26 protein-coding genes and 1 tRNA gene are annotated in these 18,310 nt (G+C 69.8%); 12 read left to right on the top strand and 15 right to left on the bottom strand.

Annotation, left to right across the window (positions count from 1 at the left end; all coding sequences use genetic code 11):
- The first annotated feature begins 232 nt into the window (after nt 1-232).
- The 3 genes from AB0N22_RS01335 to AB0N22_RS01325 are packed head-to-tail and all read left to right on the top strand — an operon-like array spanning nt 233 to nt 2,807.
- Nucleotides 233-1,282, top strand: coding sequence for a CoA ester lyase (locus tag AB0N22_RS01335; RefSeq protein ID WP_364635007.1), 1,050 nt, complete (start codon nt 233-235; stop codon nt 1,280-1,282).
- A 9-nt stretch (nt 1,283-1,291) separates the two neighbouring features.
- Nucleotides 1,292-2,167, top strand: a complete 876-nt coding sequence (locus AB0N22_RS01330) for a CoA ester lyase (RefSeq protein WP_364635004.1) — start codon at nt 1,292-1,294, stop codon at nt 2,165-2,167.
- 28 nt (nt 2,168-2,195) lie between these two features.
- Nucleotides 2,196-2,807, top strand: coding sequence for a hypothetical protein (locus AB0N22_RS01325; RefSeq protein ID WP_364635001.1), 612 nt, complete (start codon nt 2,196-2,198; stop codon nt 2,805-2,807).
- 56 nt (nt 2,808-2,863) lie between these two features.
- Here the strand turns inward: AB0N22_RS01325 and AB0N22_RS01320 are convergent, their stop codons facing one another.
- The 3 genes from AB0N22_RS01320 to AB0N22_RS01310 all read right to left on the bottom strand — a co-directional run bounded on the left by AB0N22_RS01320 (nt 2,864) and on the right by AB0N22_RS01310 (nt 4,908).
- Complete coding sequence (locus AB0N22_RS01320) at nt 2,864-3,025, bottom strand: hypothetical protein (protein WP_364634998.1); 162 nt, start codon at nt 3,023-3,025, stop codon at nt 2,864-2,866.
- A gap of 481 nt (nt 3,026-3,506) precedes the next feature.
- Nucleotides 3,507-4,625 (bottom strand): FUSC family protein, encoded by a 1,119-nt coding sequence (locus AB0N22_RS01315; RefSeq protein ID WP_364634995.1) that lies wholly within the window; start codon nt 4,623-4,625, stop codon nt 3,507-3,509.
- 34 nt (nt 4,626-4,659) lie between these two features.
- On the bottom strand, nt 4,660-4,908 hold the full coding sequence (locus AB0N22_RS01310) for a DUF3618 domain-containing protein (RefSeq protein ID WP_364634993.1): 249 nt from the start codon (nt 4,906-4,908) through the stop codon (nt 4,660-4,662).
- A 73-nt stretch (nt 4,909-4,981) separates the two neighbouring features.
- Between AB0N22_RS01310 and bcp the strand changes: the two genes are divergently transcribed.
- The 4 genes from bcp to AB0N22_RS01290 all read left to right on the top strand — a co-directional run bounded on the left by bcp (nt 4,982) and on the right by AB0N22_RS01290 (nt 6,312).
- Entirely contained in the window at nt 4,982-5,452 is a 471-nt protein-coding gene (gene bcp / locus AB0N22_RS01305) for a thioredoxin-dependent thiol peroxidase (protein ID WP_364634990.1), read from the top strand.
- Between the two features lie 39 nt (nt 5,453-5,491).
- Nucleotides 5,492-5,573, top strand: a tRNA-Leu gene (locus AB0N22_RS01300).
- Between the two features lie 147 nt (nt 5,574-5,720).
- Nucleotides 5,721-5,876, top strand: a complete 156-nt coding sequence (locus tag AB0N22_RS01295) for a hypothetical protein (RefSeq protein WP_364634987.1) — start codon at nt 5,721-5,723, stop codon at nt 5,874-5,876.
- Between the two features lie 37 nt (nt 5,877-5,913).
- Nucleotides 5,914-6,312 carry a GAF domain-containing protein gene (locus AB0N22_RS01290; protein ID WP_364634984.1) on the top strand — a complete coding sequence of 133 codons (399 nt, stop codon included), beginning with the start codon at nt 5,914-5,916 and terminating at the stop codon, nt 6,310-6,312.
- A gap of 33 nt (nt 6,313-6,345) precedes the next feature.
- On the opposite strand, the gene AB0N22_RS01285 is transcribed toward AB0N22_RS01290, so the two are convergent.
- Nucleotides 6,346-6,771, bottom strand: coding sequence for an SRPBCC family protein (locus tag AB0N22_RS01285; RefSeq protein WP_364634981.1), 426 nt, complete (start codon nt 6,769-6,771; stop codon nt 6,346-6,348).
- A gap of 58 nt (nt 6,772-6,829) precedes the next feature.
- Here AB0N22_RS01285 and AB0N22_RS01280 point away from each other — a divergent pair, with 58 nt between their 5' ends.
- The 3 genes from AB0N22_RS01280 (at nt 6,830) to AB0N22_RS01270 (ending at nt 9,312) form a co-directional block, all read left to right on the top strand.
- On the top strand, nt 6,830-8,008 hold the full coding sequence (locus AB0N22_RS01280; RefSeq protein WP_364634978.1) for a benzoate/H(+) symporter BenE family transporter: 1,179 nt from the start codon (nt 6,830-6,832) through the stop codon (nt 8,006-8,008).
- A gap of 1 nt (nt 8,009) precedes the next feature.
- Entirely contained in the window at nt 8,010-8,474 is a 465-nt protein-coding gene (locus AB0N22_RS01275; RefSeq protein ID WP_364634975.1) for a tRNA (cytidine(34)-2'-O)-methyltransferase, read from the top strand.
- 145 nt (nt 8,475-8,619) lie between these two features.
- Entirely contained in the window at nt 8,620-9,312 is a 693-nt protein-coding gene (locus AB0N22_RS01270) for an SGNH/GDSL hydrolase family protein (RefSeq protein WP_364634972.1), read from the top strand.
- Here AB0N22_RS01270 and rdgB read toward each other — a convergent pair.
- The 9 genes from rdgB to AB0N22_RS01225 all read right to left on the bottom strand — a co-directional run bounded on the left by rdgB (nt 9,309) and on the right by AB0N22_RS01225 (nt 15,704).
- A complete protein-coding gene (rdgB, locus tag AB0N22_RS01265; RefSeq protein ID WP_364634969.1) occupies nt 9,309-9,920 on the bottom strand; it encodes an RdgB/HAM1 family non-canonical purine NTP pyrophosphatase in 612 nt (203 codons plus the stop codon). The genes AB0N22_RS01270 and rdgB overlap by 4 nt on opposite strands.
- Entirely contained in the window at nt 9,917-10,636 is a 720-nt protein-coding gene (rph, locus tag AB0N22_RS01260) for a ribonuclease PH (RefSeq protein WP_364634966.1), read from the bottom strand. The genes rdgB and rph overlap by 4 nt, the downstream gene beginning before the upstream one ends.
- Before the next feature lie 13 nt (nt 10,637-10,649).
- On the bottom strand, nt 10,650-11,414 hold the full coding sequence (locus AB0N22_RS01255; protein ID WP_364634963.1) for an MBL fold metallo-hydrolase: 765 nt from the start codon (nt 11,412-11,414) through the stop codon (nt 10,650-10,652).
- The gene (gene murI, locus AB0N22_RS01250; RefSeq protein ID WP_364634960.1) at nt 11,411-12,223 is read right to left on the bottom strand and encodes a glutamate racemase; all 813 of its coding nucleotides are present in this window, start codon (nt 12,221-12,223) and stop codon (nt 11,411-11,413) included. The genes AB0N22_RS01255 and murI overlap by 4 nt, the downstream gene beginning before the upstream one ends.
- Before the next feature lie 87 nt (nt 12,224-12,310).
- The gene (locus AB0N22_RS01245) at nt 12,311-13,288 is read right to left on the bottom strand and encodes a ribose-phosphate pyrophosphokinase (RefSeq protein WP_364634957.1); all 978 of its coding nucleotides are present in this window, start codon (nt 13,286-13,288) and stop codon (nt 12,311-12,313) included.
- A gap of 110 nt (nt 13,289-13,398) precedes the next feature.
- Complete coding sequence (locus AB0N22_RS01240; RefSeq protein ID WP_364634954.1) at nt 13,399-13,947, bottom strand: hypothetical protein; 549 nt, start codon at nt 13,945-13,947, stop codon at nt 13,399-13,401.
- 68 nt (nt 13,948-14,015) lie between these two features.
- Nucleotides 14,016-14,963, bottom strand: coding sequence for a cysteine synthase (locus AB0N22_RS01235; RefSeq protein ID WP_364634951.1), 948 nt, complete (start codon nt 14,961-14,963; stop codon nt 14,016-14,018).
- 1 nt (nt 14,964) lies between these two features.
- The gene (locus AB0N22_RS01230; protein ID WP_364634949.1) at nt 14,965-15,243 is read right to left on the bottom strand and encodes a MoaD family protein; all 279 of its coding nucleotides are present in this window, start codon (nt 15,241-15,243) and stop codon (nt 14,965-14,967) included.
- Nucleotides 15,243-15,704 (bottom strand): M67 family metallopeptidase, encoded by a 462-nt coding sequence (locus AB0N22_RS01225; RefSeq protein WP_364634947.1) that lies wholly within the window; start codon nt 15,702-15,704, stop codon nt 15,243-15,245. Before AB0N22_RS01225 ends, AB0N22_RS01230 begins: the two co-directional genes overlap by 1 nt.
- Nucleotides 15,705-15,841: 137 nt before the next feature.
- On the opposite strand from AB0N22_RS01225, the gene AB0N22_RS01220 reads away from it, so the two are divergent.
- Both AB0N22_RS01220 and AB0N22_RS01215 read left to right on the top strand, forming a co-directional pair.
- On the top strand, nt 15,842-16,435 hold the full coding sequence (locus AB0N22_RS01220) for a TetR/AcrR family transcriptional regulator (protein ID WP_364634944.1): 594 nt from the start codon (nt 15,842-15,844) through the stop codon (nt 16,433-16,435).
- A 17-nt stretch (nt 16,436-16,452) separates the two neighbouring features.
- Nucleotides 16,453-17,346 carry an alpha/beta fold hydrolase gene (locus AB0N22_RS01215; protein WP_364634941.1) on the top strand — a complete coding sequence of 298 codons (894 nt, stop codon included), beginning with the start codon at nt 16,453-16,455 and terminating at the stop codon, nt 17,344-17,346.
- A 6-nt stretch (nt 17,347-17,352) separates the two neighbouring features.
- Here the strand turns inward: AB0N22_RS01215 and AB0N22_RS01210 are convergent, their stop codons facing one another.
- Entirely contained in the window at nt 17,353-17,937 is a 585-nt protein-coding gene (locus tag AB0N22_RS01210) for a DUF2017 domain-containing protein (RefSeq protein ID WP_364634938.1), read from the bottom strand.
- A 35-nt stretch (nt 17,938-17,972) separates the two neighbouring features.
- On the bottom strand, nt 17,973-18,269 hold the full coding sequence (clpS, locus tag AB0N22_RS01205) for an ATP-dependent Clp protease adapter ClpS (RefSeq protein ID WP_364634935.1): 297 nt from the start codon (nt 18,267-18,269) through the stop codon (nt 17,973-17,975).
- Between the last annotated feature and the right edge of the window lie 41 nt (nt 18,270-18,310).

Here is an 18,310-nt window from a genome sequence, read left to right as displayed (position 1 = left end):
TCGACTAGTCACAAAGAACTATGTCGAATAGGACTAGACCTTATCGATTAGCGACGGCATGTCGTCGCAGGCTGCAACGGGTGTGCCGAGGACCGGCGCCTCCCGCTTCAGCCGCAGCCGGCTCGATCCGGCTGCGGTCGACCCGACGTGTGATGTCCGCCCTAGGCGCTGACCGGCGCCGATGGACATACTGGGAGGAGTTTTGTCCTCGTCAGGAAGAGATGTGACCCGCGTGCGCAACCCCCGAGCCTTCCTTCGCCCCCTGGCCGTCGGCGCTCCTGCTCCGGCAGCGGACATCCCGTTCCGCCCGAGCCGGATGATCCACTTCTTCGATCCCAGCAACGAGAAGATGCAGGCCAAGGTGCCGGAGATCGCCACCAAGGTCGACATCATCCTGGGCAACCTCGAGGACGCCATCAAGACCGAGAACAAGGAAGCGGCCCGGCAGGGCTTGGTCGACATCGCCAGGAAGACCGACTTCGGTCAGACCCAGCTCTGGACCCGGATCAACAGCCTGGACTCGCCGTGGGCCCTGGACGACCTGATCACTCTCGTGACGGAGATCGGCGACAAGCTCGACGTGATCATGGTGCCCAAGGTCGAGGGCGCCCAGGACATCCACTACGTCGACCGGCTGCTCGCGCAGCTCGAGGCGCGGGCCGGGCTGACCAGGCCGATCCTCGTGCACGCGATCCTGGAGACCGCCGAGGGCATGACCAACGTCGAGGAGATCGCCGGCGCCAGCCCGCGCATGCAGGGCATCTCGCTCGGACCCGCTGACCTCGCCGCGAGCCGGCGCATGAAGACCACGCGCGTCGGCGGTGGCCACCCCGGCTACCTCGTCCGGCAGGACCCGATCGGCGACGATCTCCACTCCGGCCGCACGACGTACCAGCAGGACCTGTGGCACTACACGATCGCGCGCATGGTCGATGCCTGCGCAGCGAACGACATCCTCCCGTTCTACGGCCCCTTCGGTGACATCAAGGACGTCGTGGCGTGCGAGGACCAGTTCCGCAACGCCTTCCTGCTGGGCTGCGTGGGCGCCTGGAGCCTGCACCCGGTGCAGATCGACATCGCCCGCAAGGTGTTCTCCCCCGACCCCGCCGACGTGGCGCACGCCAAGGAGGTCGTGGAGGCGATGGGCGATGGCTCCGGCGCCGTCATGATCAACGGCAAGATGGAGGACGACGCCTCCTGCAAGCAGTGCCAGGTCATGCTCGACCTCGCCAAGGCCCTCGCTGAACGCGATCCCGAGCTCGCCACCGCCTACGACCTCTAGGAGCCCCGCATGACCGACACTCTCCTTCGCCCGCGCCGCTCCGTCCTCTACATGCCCGGCGCCAACGAGCGGGCCCTCGAGAAGGCCAAGAGCATCGACGCCGACGCGTTGATCCTCGACCTCGAGGACGCCGTCGCCCCCGATGCCAAGCCCGAGGCGCGCGATCGCGTGTGTGCCGCCGTGACCTCCGGCGACTACGGGCACCGCGAGCTGGCGATCCGCGTCAACGGGATCGGCACCGAGTGGCACGGGGCGGACATCGCCGCAGCCGCCGAGGCGGGACCCGACGCGGTGCTGGTGCCCAAGGTCAACTCCGCCGCGGAGGTCCGCCAGCTCGTCGCCGCGCTCGAGCACGCCGGCGCACCGGACCGCACGGCGCTGTGGGCCATGGTCGAGACGCCCGTCGCCCTGCTCCAGGCCGCCGAGATCGCGGCCGCGCACGAGCGGCTGACCGTGATCGTCATGGGCACCAACGACGTCGTCAACGAGACGTACGGGCTGCACGTGCCCGGGCGCAACCCGGTCGTCCTGACGTCGCTGTCGATCGCGCTCCTCGCCGCTCGCGCGGCCGGCAAGGTCATCCTCGACGGCGTCTACAACGACGTGAAGAACCTCGAGGGCTTCGACGCCGAGGCCCGCCAGGGTCGGGAGATGGGCTTCGATGGCAAGACGTTGATCCACCCGAGCCAGGTCGAGCCGGCCAACGCGATCTTCGGGCCCTCGGACGACGACGTCGCGCATGCCAAGGAGATGATCTCGACGTTCGAGGAGGCCAGGGCCGCAGGGCACGGCGTCGTCACGTTCAACGGCCGCATGGTCGAGGAGCTCCACGTCCGGGATGCCCGACGCATCCTGGCGCTCGACGAGGCCATCAGCGCCCGCTGAGCTCCGGGCTGGGCTACGGTGCCTGACCATGAACGAGTTCACCGACGACCTGCAGGTCGCGGAGCGCCAACGCGAGGCCATCGCCGAAGCGTGCTACGAGCTCGCCTCGGCCGAGGGGTTCGCGGCCGTGACGCTCGAGGACGTCGCCGTACGTTCCGGTCTCCCGCTCGAGACCGTGCTGACTCACTTCGACGACCCGGACGAGCTCATCGAGTACGTCATCGTCGGTGACATCGGCCAGGTGATGGCCGAGACGACGGTGCTCTTCAGCGGCGGCACCTCGGCACCGGACGTCGTCGTCGAGGTGTTCGCCTACGTCTACCGGCGGCTGTGCGACACCCTCACGTTCAAGGAGCTGCTGGAACCCGGACGCACGCGCCTCATGGACCACCTGCGTGGGAACCGACCGGAGAACCTGATCCTCTCGATCGACTTCGTCGCAGAGGAGCTGCGGACCCTCGGCGTACGCACCGGGACCCCTGTCGACGACCCGGACGGCGGGGCTGAGTTCTTCATCCGCCTCCTGCTCTCGCTGATCGTCAGCCCCCAGCTCGGTCCGGACCTGTCGGAGGACGGAGTCGTCGAGGCGGTCGCCCGTCGCTGGCTGCTGCCCGGGCTGTTCAGCGGTCAGGCCCGCTGACGACGAAGCGGCGAGCAGGGATCGCTCCCCGCTCGCCGCTCCTTGTCTCGCGCCGTTCAGCGCATGCTGCGCAGACGGTAGATCTCGTTGTGGATCGCGAGGTTCTGCTTCTCGATCTTGCGGCGCTGACGCACCGACTCCAGGAGCACCACACGGTCGATCTCGGACATCTCGTCCCAGGCGCGCTTGCGCTCGTTGCGGGAGCTGAGGACACCCACGGCCTTCACCCCCTCTCCATCAGTTCCTGTCGTCGGATGTGGAGTGGTCGGGTTCTGTGCGGGCATGAGTCGTGTATCGGGCTTCGTGGTCATAGCGCGCCTCCTTTCTGGAAGGTCGGATGTGTGGAGTAGGTGTTCGGACAAAAGAAAAACCGCCTCAGATCTAGGATCCGAAGCGGCAGAAGAGCCAACGAGTGTGGACTACTTCAGGTGCACTGCTCCGGAGGTGGGGCCGGCAAAAGGCATGACGGCGTCGCGGCCGGCGAGGCCGAGAGTCGTGACGTTGATCTTCTGCATGGGTCCACCTCCTTCGACGTGTTGCGCTCCGAGCGGAGCAGTTCGAGAAACGTAGCGCATGAGCGGACACCTTGTAAAACATCCGGCGTGTCGCGGCCGGCGGAAGCGTGTTGCGACGACCGCGACACCTCATGGACCCATGGCACCGGACCGGGATGAACCCCGTCTGAACGCGTGCCCGACCTCAGTCGAACTCGAGGCGTTCGTCGATCTCGTCCCGCGTGTAGCCACTGGCGTAGAGCAGGTCGGCCGCCAGCGACCTGACCTGAGCGGCGATGGAGGCGCTGTTCATCGTCATGGCATCCGGCAGCGCGGCCGACGCCATCCGCGCGGCCTCGACGAGCTCTTGGCGGGCGTGGTCGAAGTCGTCGTGCTCCGACAGGTCGTCGGCGAAGATGCCGATCGCCTGGGCGAGGGCATCGATCGCCCGGTCCATGTCGGGCGGCACGCGCTCACCGTGTCGCAGCAGCGCCGAGGTCTTGCGGGCCAGGACCCGGGCGTCGCGGATCGCGTTGTCGAGGTCGCGGACCGTGGCGACGTACGTCTGCACGTGGTCGCGCTGCTTCCAGCGCATGGGCGAGAGGCGGGCGATCTCGCTGACGTTGGCCGCGGTCGACGTCATCGACTCGACCTGCGGCTGCATCGCCCGGGCCTCGTCCAGCGCCAGGTCCGCCAGCGAGGCGTCGACCGTTCGCAACGCCTGGGCCGTACGGCTGAGGATCGCGGCCAGCCGCTTGAGGAAGCCCTGCACCTCACGGTCTATGTCGCGGACCGGGTTGCGCGGAATCAGCAGCACCATCGCCAGTCCGACGGCGCCACCCACGAGCGCGTCGAGGAAGCGGCTGATCGCCGGGTTGCCGGAACCCGCGACCGGGATCACCGCTGCGAGCAGCACCGACGACGTCGCGGCCTGGGTGAGAGCAAGCCCCTTGAGCCCCAGCAACGTCCCGGCGATGACGGTCAGCGTGACGACCAGCGCCAGCTGCCAGGTCCCTCGGCCGATGCCCAGGATCAGCAGCTCGCCCACCAGGACGCCGAGCGAGACGCCGACCACCAGCTCGTACGAAGTGCGGCCACGCAGCCCGGCACCCGCTATCAGCACGATGATGCAGGCGATGGGGGCGAAGAACGCCTGGCGGTGGTCGAGGACGTGCGTCGCGACGAAGTAGGCGAGGGCCGTGCCGACGCTCAGCCGCACGAGCGTGCGCCACCGGCGACGCAGGGCACGGAGACGGTCCTGCCAGGAGTCAGCAGGCCTGCGCAGCCGGAGGCGGCGCAGCGGGATGTCGCGCGAGGGGCTCATGGGCCGAGATGACGCACGACCATGCGCGACATGGTCAGCGAACGAGTCGGCGGATGACGATGATCCCCGCGACGACCGCGACCGTGCCACCGACCAGCGGGACGATCGTGCCGAGCTTGGGCGAGCCCGTCTCGTCCACGAACCGGGAGCGCAGGTTGCCGAGGCCGCGCCGCGCGATGTTGCGCGGGCTGGTGCGGTCGATCAGTGCGTCGACGGTGTCCGCCAGCCGCTCCCGGATCTCCTCGATCTCCTCGACCATCTGGTCGGGTTTAGCCTTCGCCACGTCGTGCCTCGCTCACCTGGGTCTGCGGAGGGTGCAGGCCACTCACCTGCACACGTACGTCAGGATAGTGCCCATGACGACGCGCCTGCAGCCCGGAGACACGGCACCCGACTTCACGCTGATCAGCGACGCCGGCGACGAGGTCACGTTGTCCGACCTCACCGACCGCAAGGTCATCGTCTACTTCTACCCTGCCGCGATGACGCCCGGCTGCACCAAGCAGGCCTGTGACTTCAGCGACTCGATCGACCGCCTGCAGGCCGAGGGCTACACCGTCCTGGGCATCTCCCCCGACAAGCCTGAGAAGCTCGCCGCGTTCCGCGAGCGCGACGGCCTCACGATCACGCTCCTGTCCGACCCGTCGAAGGAGATCCTGCGCGCTTGGGGCGCGTTCGGCGAGAAGAAGCTCTACGGCAAGGTCGTCGAGGGCGTGATCCGGTCGACGTTCGTCGTCGAGGACGGCACGATCAGCCTCGCGCAGTACAACGTCAAGGCCACCGGGCACGTCGCCAAGCTGCGCAAGGACCTCGGCCTCGGAGCGTAGGACCACTGACGTCGACCACTCGCCTATCCTTGGCTCCGGGCCGGTGTGGTGGAACTGGTAGACACGCAGGACTTAGGATCCTGTGCCTTCGGGCGTGCAGGTTCAAGTCCTGTCACCGGCACTCAGACGTGACGGTCGACCTCAAGGCTGCAGACCTGCCCTGAGCTTGTGACCAAGAGGGACCGACGATGCTGTTTGTCCTCGGGCATCCGAGGGTATTGCGGTGACTCAGGTTCCCGATGTGGGCACCCCAAAGGGAGGCAGATCCATGCCGAACGTCGTCACCCCCTTCACCCGCAAGCGCCAGGCCGTGGCAGCTGCTCCGGCCGTGGCGCCGCGTCATCGCCGCGACGGCTGGTTCGACGACAAGGACCAGTGGCACGACGCCGCCGAGAGCGTCGAGCCGGCCCGCGCGCACGGCTGACCTGCGCGAAGTGCTCCTCCCGGTCTACCGGGCCCCCATGAGGTCGCGCCGCGACGACCTCCCTGTCGCCGCGGCCGTCGAGCGTGCACTGGCGATCGGCGTGTGCGGCATGGGCGCGGCCGACGACGACCGGGCCAGGCGACGGCTCGATCGCTTCATCGCCGCACCCATGGGCTCGTTCGTCTGGACCCGTGACGCCGACGGCGGCACGTACGTCGGCCGGCTGACCGGCGCCTGGCGGCACGACCCCGAGGGCGCGGAGGTCGACCTGGTGAACGTCCGCGACGCCGAGTGGACCAGCGACCCCGTCGACGCTGCGCTCGTGCCTGCGGCAGTCGCGCAGACCTTCGCCCGCGGCGGACGCAACTTCCAACGGATCCACCCCGGCGACGTGGAGGTCGAGACGGCGGAGCTCTGGGAGCGTCTCAGCTCATGACGACCGCGCTCGTGCGGTCTTGCGTGCGGTACCTCACGGGGTCAGCTTCGGCAGGCCCTTCTTGATGTTGGCCGCGACGACCTTGCCGACCAGCCCGGCGACGCCGGGGACCGGCAGGTTGAAGCCGATCGTGTAGTCCAGCCGGGTGCCGCCGTCGGCGGTCGGCGTCAGCTTCTGCACGCCCCAGTGGTCGCGGAGCGGGCTCCCCTTGCTGATCTTGTACTCGATCAGGCTGTGCGGCTCGGCCTTGGTCGTCGTCTCGTGGAAAGCGGGCAGGGGGCCGATCTTGAGGCTGCGGGTCGATCCGGGGCCGTTGCGCGACGTGTCACCGTCGCAGACCCGGGTGATCCTGGCGCCGAAGAGGGGCCCCAGGTTCTCGTGCTCCGCGAGCTTCTCGAAGACCGTGGCGGGATCGGAGGTGTAGGTGTGCGTGACGTGGACGCGCTGAGGGGAGGCCATAGCGGGTGAGTCTAGGCTGACTCCCCATGGAACGGCACTGCGCGGTCTCGGGTCGCGGATGACCCGTTCGGAGCTCCAACAGCCGATCAGCGCCGGCATCATCGCCATGGTCGTGGGCTACACCAGCTCGTTCGCAGTGGTCCTGACCGGCCTCACCGCCGTCGGCGCCGACCGCCGCGAGGCCGCGTCCGGCCTCATCGCCCTGTGCGTGACCCAAGCAGTCGGCGTCATCTGGCTGAGCCGCCGGCACCGCATCCCGATCGTGCTCGCCTGGTCCACCCCCGGCGCCGCCCTGCTGGCGGGCATGAGCTCGGTCGACGGAGGGTGGTCGGCGGCGATCGGCGCCTTCATGCTCGCCGGGCTGGCCTACGTCCTCACGGGGTTCTGGCCGGCACTCGGCCGGCTGATCGCCCGCATCCCGGCCCCGGTGGCCCAGGCCATGCTCGCCGGTGTCGTCCTCGGACTCTGCCTCGAGCCGGTGAGGAGCCTGGTCGACAACCCCGGGGCCATCGTGCCGATCGTGCTCGTGTGGCTGGTCGGCGTACGACTGGCACCTCGTTGGGCCGTGCCGGCCGCGTTCCTGACCGCGGGGGTCGTGATCGGCATCGACATGGTGCGCCGCGGCGAGGGCATCGCCTCCTCGAACCTGCTGCCGGAGCTCTCGTTGACGTCGCCGACGCTCAGCTGGGAGGCCGTCGTCGGCATCGCGGTCCCGCTCTACATCGTCACGATGGCGTCGCAGAACGTGCCGGGCGTGGCGATCATGAAGTCCCTCGGCTACCACGTGCCGTGGCGCGACACGATCGTCACGACCGGGGTTGCCACGATCGCTGGCGCCACGGCCGGCGCGCACTCGGTCAACCTCGCCGCGATCAGCGCGGCCCTCGCCGCAGGTCCGGACGCCGGGCCCGATAAGGACCGGCGGTGGATCGCGTCGCAGTCGGCCGGATGGACGTACCTCGTCCTGGCCGCCGCCTCCGCCGCGCTCGCCGCCCTGGTCGCGGTGGCTCCGACCGGGGTCATCGCCACCGTTGCGGGCCTGGCCCTGCTGGGCACGCTCGCGGACTCCCTCGAGGGGGCCATGTCCCGGCGCAAGGGCCGCGAGGCCGCCGTCGTGACCTTCCTGGTCGCGGCGTCGGGGATCAGCGCGTACGGGATCGGTTCGGCCGCGTGGGCCATCGTCGCAGGCCTCGTGGTCCACGCCGTGCTGGACTGGTCTCCGAAGGGACGTGCCTGAGATGTTCCGGATCCTCTTCCACGAGCCGCGCATCGCCGGCAACACCGGGGCGGCGATCCGCCTCGCCGCCGTGACGGGTGCCGAGCTGCACCTGGTCGAGCCGCTGGGCTTCGACCTCGAGGAGTCCAAGCTCCGGCGCGCCGGGCTCGACTACCACGATCTCGCAGTGGTCTCGGTGCATGCCGATCTCGACGCGGCGCTGGAGGCGCTCGACGCGCCACACGTGTACGCGTTCACGGCCGGAGGCGACCGGGTCTATACCGAGGTGGCCTATGAGCCGGGTGACGTCCTCATGTTCGGGGCGGAGCCGACCGGGCTGCCGGCCCACGTGCAGGACGACCCGCGGGTCACGGCGCGCGTACGCCTGCCCATGCTGCCCGGACGGCGCTCCATGAACCTCGCCAACACCGCGTCCGTCGCCGTCTTCGAGGCTTGGCGCCAGCACGGATTCGCCATCCCGGAGTAGTCATCGAGCCAGGTCTTCATGAACCGTTCGGATGAGGTTTGGTGACTTTTGGATTGACTTCTGCGATTTCGTCGGGCCGGACAACAATTTCGACCTACAGTGGCGCTCACTCAGCACAGAAAGCGCGCGCATGACGATTCCGAGGATGACGACACGGCGACCTGTCGTCCTCGCGATCGTGGCCGCGCTGCTGATCGCCCCGTTCGTCGCCTGGCAAGGTGCGACCGGCGACGAGAGACTGCCGGTCTCGCCGCTCGCACCCCAGGGGATCGTCGTGGTGGGTGACTCGATCACGGCTCGCTACAACGACGAGCCGGGGGCCGAGGAGCAGGGCTGGTGGAGCATCGTCGGTCGCCACTTCGACGCCGAGGTCACGCGCTTCGCCCAGTCCGGTTCGGGCTACCTGCGGCCCGGTCACGCCTGCTCGGGCAACACGTTCATCGACCGGCCCGACGCCTATGCCGGCAAGACCCCGTCGCTCGTGATCATCGAGGGTGGTCGCAACGACTGGGCAGCCTGTGAGGGCGGCCGCTTCGTCCCGGCCTCCGACGAGGCCATCACGCATGCGGTCGACCGATACCTCGACACGCTGCAGACGTTCCTGCCGCGGTCGACCCGCATCATCGTCCTCGGCCCGCCCTGGGGGCCGCTGGACCAGGCCAACCGGGTCCGCGTCACGGCCATCATCCAGGAGCAGGCCGAGGCGCACGGCATCGAGTTCATCAGCACGCGGGGCGCCCTGACCGCTGACCGGGTGGTCGACGGAGTGCACCCCAACCGTCGCGGCAGCCTGGCGATCGCGCGACGGGTCATCGCCGCGCTCGACGCGACGTCCTAGGTCAGCGCCGCCACCACGGCAGGCGCGATCGCGGTGAGGGCCTTGCCGCGGTGGCTGATGCGGTCCTTCTCGCCGGGCGGGAGCTCGGCGGTCGAGACGTCGTAGCCCTCGGCGGCGAACAAGGGGTCGTAGCCGAAGCCGCCCTCGCCCTGCTCGCCCCGGAGGATCCGGCCGGCCATCTCGCCCAGCTCGATCACCTCGGAGCCGTCGGGCGTGCACAACGCCACGGCGCACCTGAACTGTGCCGTGCGCCGGTCGTCCGGCACGTCGGACAGCTGGCTGAGCAGCAGCGCGTTGTTGGCGGCATCTCCCCCGGCGTCCTTGGCCACGCCCGACCAGCGCGCCGAGAGGACGCCCGGCATGCCGTTGAGCGCGTCGACACAGAGCCCGGAGTCGTCGGCGAGGGACGGCAGCCCGGTCGCAGCGAGGCACGCCCGCGCCTTGATCAGCGCGTTGCCCTCGAACGTCGGCTCGGTCTCGGCCGGCTCGTCGTAGGCCGCGACGTCGGCGAGTCCCAGCACCTCGACGCCGGGGACGAGCGGTTCGAGGATGCGGCGCAGCTCTGCGAGCTTCTTGGCGTTGTTGGAGGCCAGCACCACGCGGGTCATCGGGCGAGGGCCTCGTTCTGCAGCGCGGTCAGGTCGGCACAGCCCTTGGCGGCGAGCTCGAGCAGTGCGTCGAGCTCCGCCTTGTCGAACGGTGCACCCTCGGCCGTGCCCTGCACCTCGATGAACTTGCCGCCACCGGTCATCACGACATTCATGTCGGTCTCGGCGCGCACGTCCTCGACGTAGGGCAGGTCGAGCAGCGGGACGCCGTCGATGATGCCGACGCTGATCGCCGAGATCGACTCGACCAGAGGCTCTCCGCTCAAGGCGCCCTTGGCGCGGAGGTGCTCGACGGCGTCGACGAGGGCGACGTAGGCCCCCGTGATCGCGGCCGTGCGCGTCCCGCCGTCGGCCTGCAGCACGTCGCAGTCGATCGTGATGGTGTTCTCGCCGAGCGCCTGGTAGTCGATCGCGGCGCGCAGCGAGCGCCCGACGAGGCGGGAGATCTCGTGCGTACGCCCGCCGACGCGGCCCTTGACCGACTCGCGGGGCGACCGGTCGTGCGTGGCCTGCGGCAGCATCGCGTACTCGGCCGTGACCCAGCCGAGCCCCGAGCCCTTGCGCCAGCGCGGCACACCCTCGCCGGCACTCGCGGCGCACAGCACCTTGGTCTTCCCGAACTCGATGAGGCACGAGCCCTGCGCGTGGTCGAGCCAGTTGCGGGTGATGGTCACGGGTCGGAGCTGGTCGGCACTGCGGCCATCGTCGCGGGTCATGCCGCGAGCCTATCTAGCCGAGCTGACAGGTGAAGCCGGCGGTCACGAGCTCGTAGGGGCCGTCCCAGGTGGTCTTCATGTCGGCCTCGACCTCGGAGCGATCGGTCCACGCCGGGATGTGGGTCACCAGCAGGCGACCCACGCCGGCCCGGGTCGCGTAGTCGCCCGCCTCCGCTCCGGTGAGGTGCAGGTTGGGCGGGTTGCTCGCGGACTCGAGGAAGGAGGCCTCGCACAGGAACAGGTCGGCCCCGCCGGCGAGGTCGACGAGCACGTCGGTCGGCCCGGTGTCGCCGGAGTAGACGAGCGAGTGCGCCTCGGTGGCCACCCGGATCGCGTACGCCGGCACGGGGTGGTCGACCAGGACCGAGGTGACGCTGAACGGCCCGAGCTCGACCGTGCCACCGTCCTCCCAAGCCCGGAAGTCGAACTGCTCGGTCATGCCGACCGGCTCGACGATGCCGTAGGCCCTCGCGAGAAAGTCTCCGGTGCCGGCCGGGGCCAGGACCGGGATGCGGTCGAGCGCGCCGGCCGGGTGGTACTTGCTCACGACGTAAAGACCCGACAGGTCGAAGCAGTGGTCGGCGTGCAGGTGCGAGAGCGCGACGGCATCGACGTCGCGCAGGTCGCAGAACCGCTGCAGGTGGCCCAGGGCCCCCGAGCCGAGGTCGAGCAGCAGCCGGTAGGTACGCCCCTCGAACGGCGCCTCGACGAGATAGCAGCTGGCCGGGGAGTCCGGGCCCGGGAACGAGCCGGCGCAGCCGATGACGGTGAGCTTCATGCGCCGGCACCGACCCAGGAGAACTGGCGGGCCGACTCGACCTCGGGGCCGAGGAACCGGCGCGCGAGCACCGCGAACTCCTCGGGCCGGCCGGTCGTGAGGAAACCGTGCTCGGGGGCGGGGAGGTCGAGGTCCCGTTCGAGGCCCTCGCGCACCAGCAGCGCGTAGACGTCCTTGGCGGTCTCCTCGGCGCTCGACACGAGCGTGACGCCGTCGCCCATGACGTACGAGAGGACACCCGTGAGCAGCGGGTAGTGCGTGCAGCCGAGCACAAGCGTGTCGACCTGGAGCTCGATCAGGGGACGCAGGTAGTCCTCGGCGACGGCCAGCAGCTCGGGACCGCTCGTCACACCGGCCTCGACGAGGTCGACGAAGCGGGGGCAGGTCTGGGTGTGCAGCGTGACGCCGGGGTTGGCGGCGAACGCGTCGTCGTACGCCTTCGAGGTGGCCGTCGCCTCGGTGCAGATCACGCCGATCGACCCGTTGCGCGTCGCGCTGACCGCCCGCCGGGTCGCCGGCACGATGACCTCGACGACGGGCACGTCGTAGCGCTCCCGGGCGTCCCGCAGCACCGCGGCGCTCGCGGAGTTGCACGCGATGACGAGCGCCTTGACACCCTGCGCGACGAGGTGGTCGAGGCACTCCAGGGCGTACTCGCGGACCTCGGAGATCGTCTTGGGACCGTAGGGCTGACGGGCCGTGTCGCCCAGGTAGAGCACCGGCTCGTGCGGCAGCTGGTCGAGCACGGCGCGGGCGACCGTCAGGCCGCCGAAGCCGGAGTCGAAGATGCCGATCGGTGAGGTGCTCACAACCGAAGAGGTTACGGGGGTGGAGTGTTACGGCAAAGTGAACAGGCCGCAGATCACACGTGAGTCTCCTCGCCCCGCTCGGCGGGACTAGAGCGGGAGCTTGGGCTGCGGCGGAGCGTGCGCCGGGTCGACCCCGTCGAACAGCGACGAGACCGACTCCCCCGCGTGGATGCGGGCGATCGCCTCGGCGAACAGGCCGGCGATCGACCGTACCTGCAGCTCCGGCCAGTCAGCCGGCGGCGGCACGGTGTCGGTCGTCACGACCTCCGTGATCGAGGGGTGGTTGCGCAGACGCTCGACGGCCTTGCCGGTGAAGAGGCCGTGCGTGCAGGCCACCGACGCCTCGGTGCAGCCTTCCTCCTCGAGCTTGTTCATCAGCTCGATGATCGATCCGCCGGTCGCGATCTCGTCGTCCAGGACGATCGCGGTCTTGCCGGCCACGTCACCGACGATCGCGTCGATCACGACCTTGTCGTCGGCCTGCCGCTGCTTGCTGCCGGCCGCGACCGGCACGCCGAGCAGGCGGGCGAACAGCGATGCGGTCTTGGCGTTGCCGAGGTCGGGCGAGACCACGACGGTGTCGGCGAGGTCGCGGTTGCGGTAGTAGTCGGCGAGCTCGCCGATCGCGGTGAGGTGGTCCACCGGCACGCTGAAGAACCCGTGCACCTGCGGCGCGTGGAGCGTCATCGTGACGACCCGGTCGGCGCCGGCCGTCGTCAGCATGTCGGCCACGAGCCGGCCGCCGATCGAGATGCGGGAGGCGTCCTTCTTGTCGGAGCGGGCGTACGCGTAGTGCGGGATGACGGCGGTGACCGAGTCCGCGCTGGCGCCGCGGGCAGCGTCGATCATGAGCAGCAGCTCCATCAGGTGGTCCTGCGTCGGCGGGACCAGCGGCTGGATGATGAAGACGTCCTTCTTGCGGCAGTTGGCGAGCAGCTGCACCTGGAGGCAGTCGTTGCTGAACCGGACCGTGTCGGACGCCGAGAGCGGCTGGCCGAGCTCGGAGCAGATCTTCTCGGCGAGGGGTCGATGGGCGCTTCCGGAGAACACCACGATCTGGCTCACGGCACGAGGCTAACCGACGGCGCCCCGTCGCGGTACGGCCTCCAGGATTTGTGACGGTCTGCACGTGTCCCCGGCGCTGCCGGCGTGCAGACCGTCACACATCGCGTGGGTCAGGGCAGGACGCGCTGCAGCATCCCGCGGTGGACCTCTTCGGGGCGGTACTGCTCGCTCGCGTACGACGCGATGGCGACGATCGCACCGGTCAGCGCCGGGACGGCCCACTGCAGCTGCTTGAGCTTCTTCTGGGCCGCGGCGACGTCCGGCGGCGTGCTGGCGGTCGGCGTCGTGCCGTCCGCGGCCGGTACGGCGTGGTGCTGGGAGACCTTGCGACCCAGCACGCGGCTGTAGGCCGTCACGCCGAGGGCACCGATCGTCACGGCGGTCTTGGCCAGCGCCATCGAGCCGACGCCCTTCTGCACCGACATGCGGCCGAGGTCGTGCTTCAGGAGGCCGACGCTGCCGATCAGGTGGGCGCCGATCGCTGCGGCGTTGACCGGTGTCCAGCGGTCCCAGCCCTCGTTGGCGACGGCGCCCGTGCTGGCGGCGTCACCGCTGTGCGCGGCTGCCTTGTTGAGGGCGACGGCGTTGGCGAGCGTTCCGCCGAACCAGGCGGCGAGGCCGAGGTCGTGCAGCTGGTGGGCGGTCGTTGCGCGGGCCATGAGGGCTCCTTCGGGTCGGGATCATCCCTGTACCCAAAGCGCCGTGCGGCCATTCGTACGGCGTGGGGTCAGGCCCAGAGCTGGCCGTCGAGCTTGTCCTCGGCCTCATCGAGCGTGCCCTCGTAGGCACCGGTGGAGAGGTACTTCCAGCCGCCGTCACACACGATGAAGACGATGTCCGCGGTCTCGCCGGCCTTGACGCACTTGGCGGCCTGCGCCAGCGCGGCGTGCAGGATCGCGCCGGTCGAGATGCCCGCGAAGATGCCCTCGCGCTCGATGAGCTCGCGCACGCGGCGCACGGCGTCCCGGGGCCCGACGCTGAAGCGCGAGTCGATGAGCGTCGCGTCGTAGAGCTCGGGCACGAAGCCCTCGTCGAGGTTGCGCAGCCCGTAGACCAGCTCGCCGTACCTCGGCTCGGCCGCCACGATCCGCACGGAGGGACGGTGCTCGCGGAAGAACCGGCCCACACCCATGAGGGTGCCGGTCGTGCCGAGCCCGCCGACGAAGTGCGTGATCTCCGGCAGGTCGGCGAGGAGCTCCGGGGCCGTGCCCTCGTAGTGCGCGTCGGCGTTGGCCGGGTTGCCGTACTGGTAGAGCATGACCCAGTCGGGGTGCTCTGCGGCGAGACCTTTGGCGACTCGCACGGCCTCGTTGGAACCGCCCGCGGCCGGGGACGGAATGATCTCGGCACCCCACATCGTCAGCAGCTGCGTCCGCTCGATCGAGGTGTTCTCCGGCATGACGCAGATCAGCCGGTAGCCGCGTTGGCTGGCGACCATGGCCAGCGAGATGCCGGTGTTGCCGCTCGTCGGCTCGAGGATCGTCGCACCGGGGGCGAGGCGGCCGTCCTGCTCAGCCCGCACGATCATGCTCAGCGCCGCGCGGTCCTTGATCGAGCCGGTCGGGTTCTGGTCCTCCAGCTTGGCCCACAGCCGCACGTCCGGCGCCGGTGAGAGGTTGGGGAGGCCGACGAGCGGGGTGCCGCCGACGGAGTCGATCAGCGAGTCGAACCGCATCTCAGGCGGCGCCGCCGGCCACGGCCGGCAGGATCACCACGGTGTCGCCGTCGGCGACCGCGGTGTCGAGGCTGCCCGTGAAGCGAATGTCCTCGTCGTTCACGTAGATGTTGACGAACCGACGGGCCTCGCCGTTCTCGAGCAGGCGCTCCCGGATGCCGGGGTGGTCGCCCTCGAGCTTGTCGATCAGCTCGGCGACCGTTGTTCCGCTGCCTTCGACGGCGCGTTCGCCGCCGGTGTAGGGGCGCAGGATCGTGGGGATGCGGACCTCGATGGCCATCAGTGCTCTGCCTTCTGTTGGGTTGCTGCTACGTCTTCATAACGGTCGACGACGCGAACTTCTTCCTCCGTGACCTCGCCGTCGACGATGCGGTAGGACCGGAACTCCACGGGGCCGGCCTGGTCGGCACCGTCGCGAGTCGAGACGAGCACGTAGTGCGCGCCCGGCTCGCCGGCCAGGTTGATGTCGGTGCGCGACGGATAGGCCTCGGTGGAGGTGTGGGAGTGGTAGACGACGACGGGCTCCTCGTCACGGTCGTCCATCTCGCGGTAGAGCCTGAGCAGGTCGCCGGAGTCGAACTCGTAGAACGTCGGGGACATCGCCGCGTTGAGCATCGGGATGAACCGGGCCGGCACGTCCGAGCCGATCGGCCCGGCGACGACGCCGCAGGCCTCGTCGGGGTGGTCGCGTCGCGCGTGCGCGATGATCGCGTCATGCGTGGCTCGGTCGATGGTCAGCACCAGCCGAGTTTATCGGCCGGCACGCGAGCCCCTCGGCGGCGGCCAACCGCTGAGACACCGCCGAGGAGGTCGTGGTCCGGCGGCCGGTCGCGGCGAAGCGCTCGACATGAAAAGAACGACCGTGCTATAAATGGTCCATGTCCAAGGGTGACGAGACGCGACGCGCGATCCTGACCGAGGCGACCGCGGTGGCCGCGAAGGTCGGGCTGACCGGCATGACGATCGGACAGCTCGCCACCCACACCGGGATGTCCAAGAGCGGGCTCTATGCCCACTTCGCCTCCAAGGAGGCGCTGCAGATCGAGATCCTGCGCCACACGCGGGAGCGCTTCGTCGACGAGGTCGTCCGACCCGCGCTGCGGGCCCCGCGCGGCGTGGCCCGGCTCCGGGTGCTGTTCGACTCCTGGGTGACGTGGTCGGAGTCCGCCGAGGACAGCGGCTGCCTGTTCGTCGCGGCGAGCTCGGAGCTCGACGACCGACCCGGCCCGGTGCGCGACGCCCTGGTGCGCGACGAGCGGGACTGGCTCGAGATGATCGCCACCGTCGTCGGCACGGCCGTCAGCGAGGGTGAGTTCCGTCCCGACGTGGATCCCGACCAGTTCGCGTACGAGATGCACGCGCTGACCCTCGCCCACCAGCACGCGTCGCGCCTGTTGCGGGACCCCCACGCCCTCGATCGCGTGCATCGCGCCTTCGAGTCACTCATCACCCACGCCGGCCAGCCGGCCTGAATCCCGAAGGAACTCCCATGGCACTTGACTCGGCACAAAAAAGCACGAACGTTCGGCCTTCTCAGCACCTATTGCGCGGCGCCTTTCGCGTTCTCGAGCACGTTGCGCCGTCGCTCGGAGCCCGCTGGGCCGACCGCTGGTGGTTCGCGCTGCCGCCCTCCCGGGTCACTGAGCTGCCGCCGGGTCACACGCCGTTCGAGGTCCGCTCGCAAGGCCGTACGATCCGCGGCCACCGTTGGGGCTCGGGTCCCGTGGTCTACCTCGTGCACGGCTGGGGTGGCAACGAGACACAGCTCGGCCGCCTGGTGCCGCCGTTGGTCGCCTCGGGATTCACCGTCGTCACCCATGACGCTCCGAGCCACGGCACCTCGGACGCGGGCGAGGTCGTCGGCCAGAGCCACGCGGTCGAGATGGGCCACGCGATCGACGCCGTCGCGGCGGTCCACGGACCGGCCCACGCCGTCATCGCGCACTCGATGGGCGGCCTCGCGACCGGCCTGACGCTCCAGCACGGCTGGCTCGGCACGGACCGCCTCGTGCTGATCGCCCCGATGGTCCGCATCAGCGACCATCTCCCGACCCTGCAGGCGGGCCTCGGCTTCGGGCCCCGCACCCGCGCCCGCCTGGAGCAGCGGGCGCTCCGACGGGTGGGCCTGGCGGTCGAGGAGGTCAACCTCGTACGGATCGCGGACGAGATCGACAAGCCGCCGCTGCTCGTGGTCCACGACCGCACCGACCGCCTGGCGAGGTACGCCTCGGCGGTGCAGCTCGTCGAGCACTGGGCCGGCGCTCGGCTCACCACGACCGAGGGCCTGGGCCACCAGCGCATCCTGGCCGACGACGCCGTCGTGCGGCAGGTCGTGGCGTTCGTCGTGGCCGGCGCCCTCGAGGAGCTCGACGAGACCGCGTGAGGACGCTCAGTCCAGCGCGGCGATGAGCGTCTCCTGCACGTAGCCGAGCCAGTCGTAGATCTCCGACATCGCGGCGATCGCCTCGTCCTCCGACTGAGCGATCAGCATGATGTCGTCGTCGTCCTCGATGCCGAGCCGCACGGCCAGTGACAGGCGTACGTCGGTCAGGGCACGGAGCCAGGCCTGCACCTGCGCCGGGTCGAGCTCGACCTCGATGGGCTGCTGGTCAGCGTCCGCCGGGACCCCGAAGGCGAGCCCGCCGTCGACGAGCGAGCCGATCAGGGCCTCGGCGTTCGCCACCTTGGCCGACGTCAGCGATCGCTCGGTGAAGCGCCGGAACTCACCGGAGTCCTCCGCGTCGTCGCGGTAGGCGTCGGGCAGCAACCGGCGCAGCACCGGGTCCTCGGGCGGCAGCGAGGGCCCGCCCATGCCGAGCTGGGTCGCGAGCGGGTCGGCCGTCGACTCGTCGGCACCGTTGCGGTCACGCAACAGCTCGACGACCTGGCCGGACAGGCTCGCCAGGAGGTGCGCCTCACCGGCCTCGAAGGTCGCGGTGATGCCGCCGCGGCGGCGCTTCTTGAACGGTTTCACAGCTCCTGGCCCCCGGCCGTCGATGGCATCAGCATTCAGGCGTCCTGCCGCTCCAGCGTCGCCCACAGACCGTACTCGTGCATGGCCTGCACGTGGCGCTCCATCTGCTCTCGACTGCCGCTCGACACCACGGCCTTGCCCTCGTGGTGCACCGCGAGCATGAGCTGGTGGGCCTTCTCCTCGGTGTAGCCGAAGTAGTTGCGAAAGACGTAGGCGACGTACGACATGAGGTTGACCGGGTCGTTCCAGACGATGGTGACCCACGGGTCCTCGAGCTCGACGATCTCGTCGACGTCGGGCTCCGCGATCTCGACGGGCGTCGGCGTGGTCATGCCGTCCATTGTGTCCCAGGCGCCTGGGCGAGCGAAACCGA

The organism is Aeromicrobium sp. NPDC092404 (genome assembly GCF_040684095.1).
Lineage (GTDB): Bacteria > Actinomycetota > Actinomycetes > Propionibacteriales > Nocardioidaceae > Aeromicrobium.
Note: the sequence above shows the minus strand (reverse complement) of the source record. Positions and strands in the feature narration are given on the sequence as shown.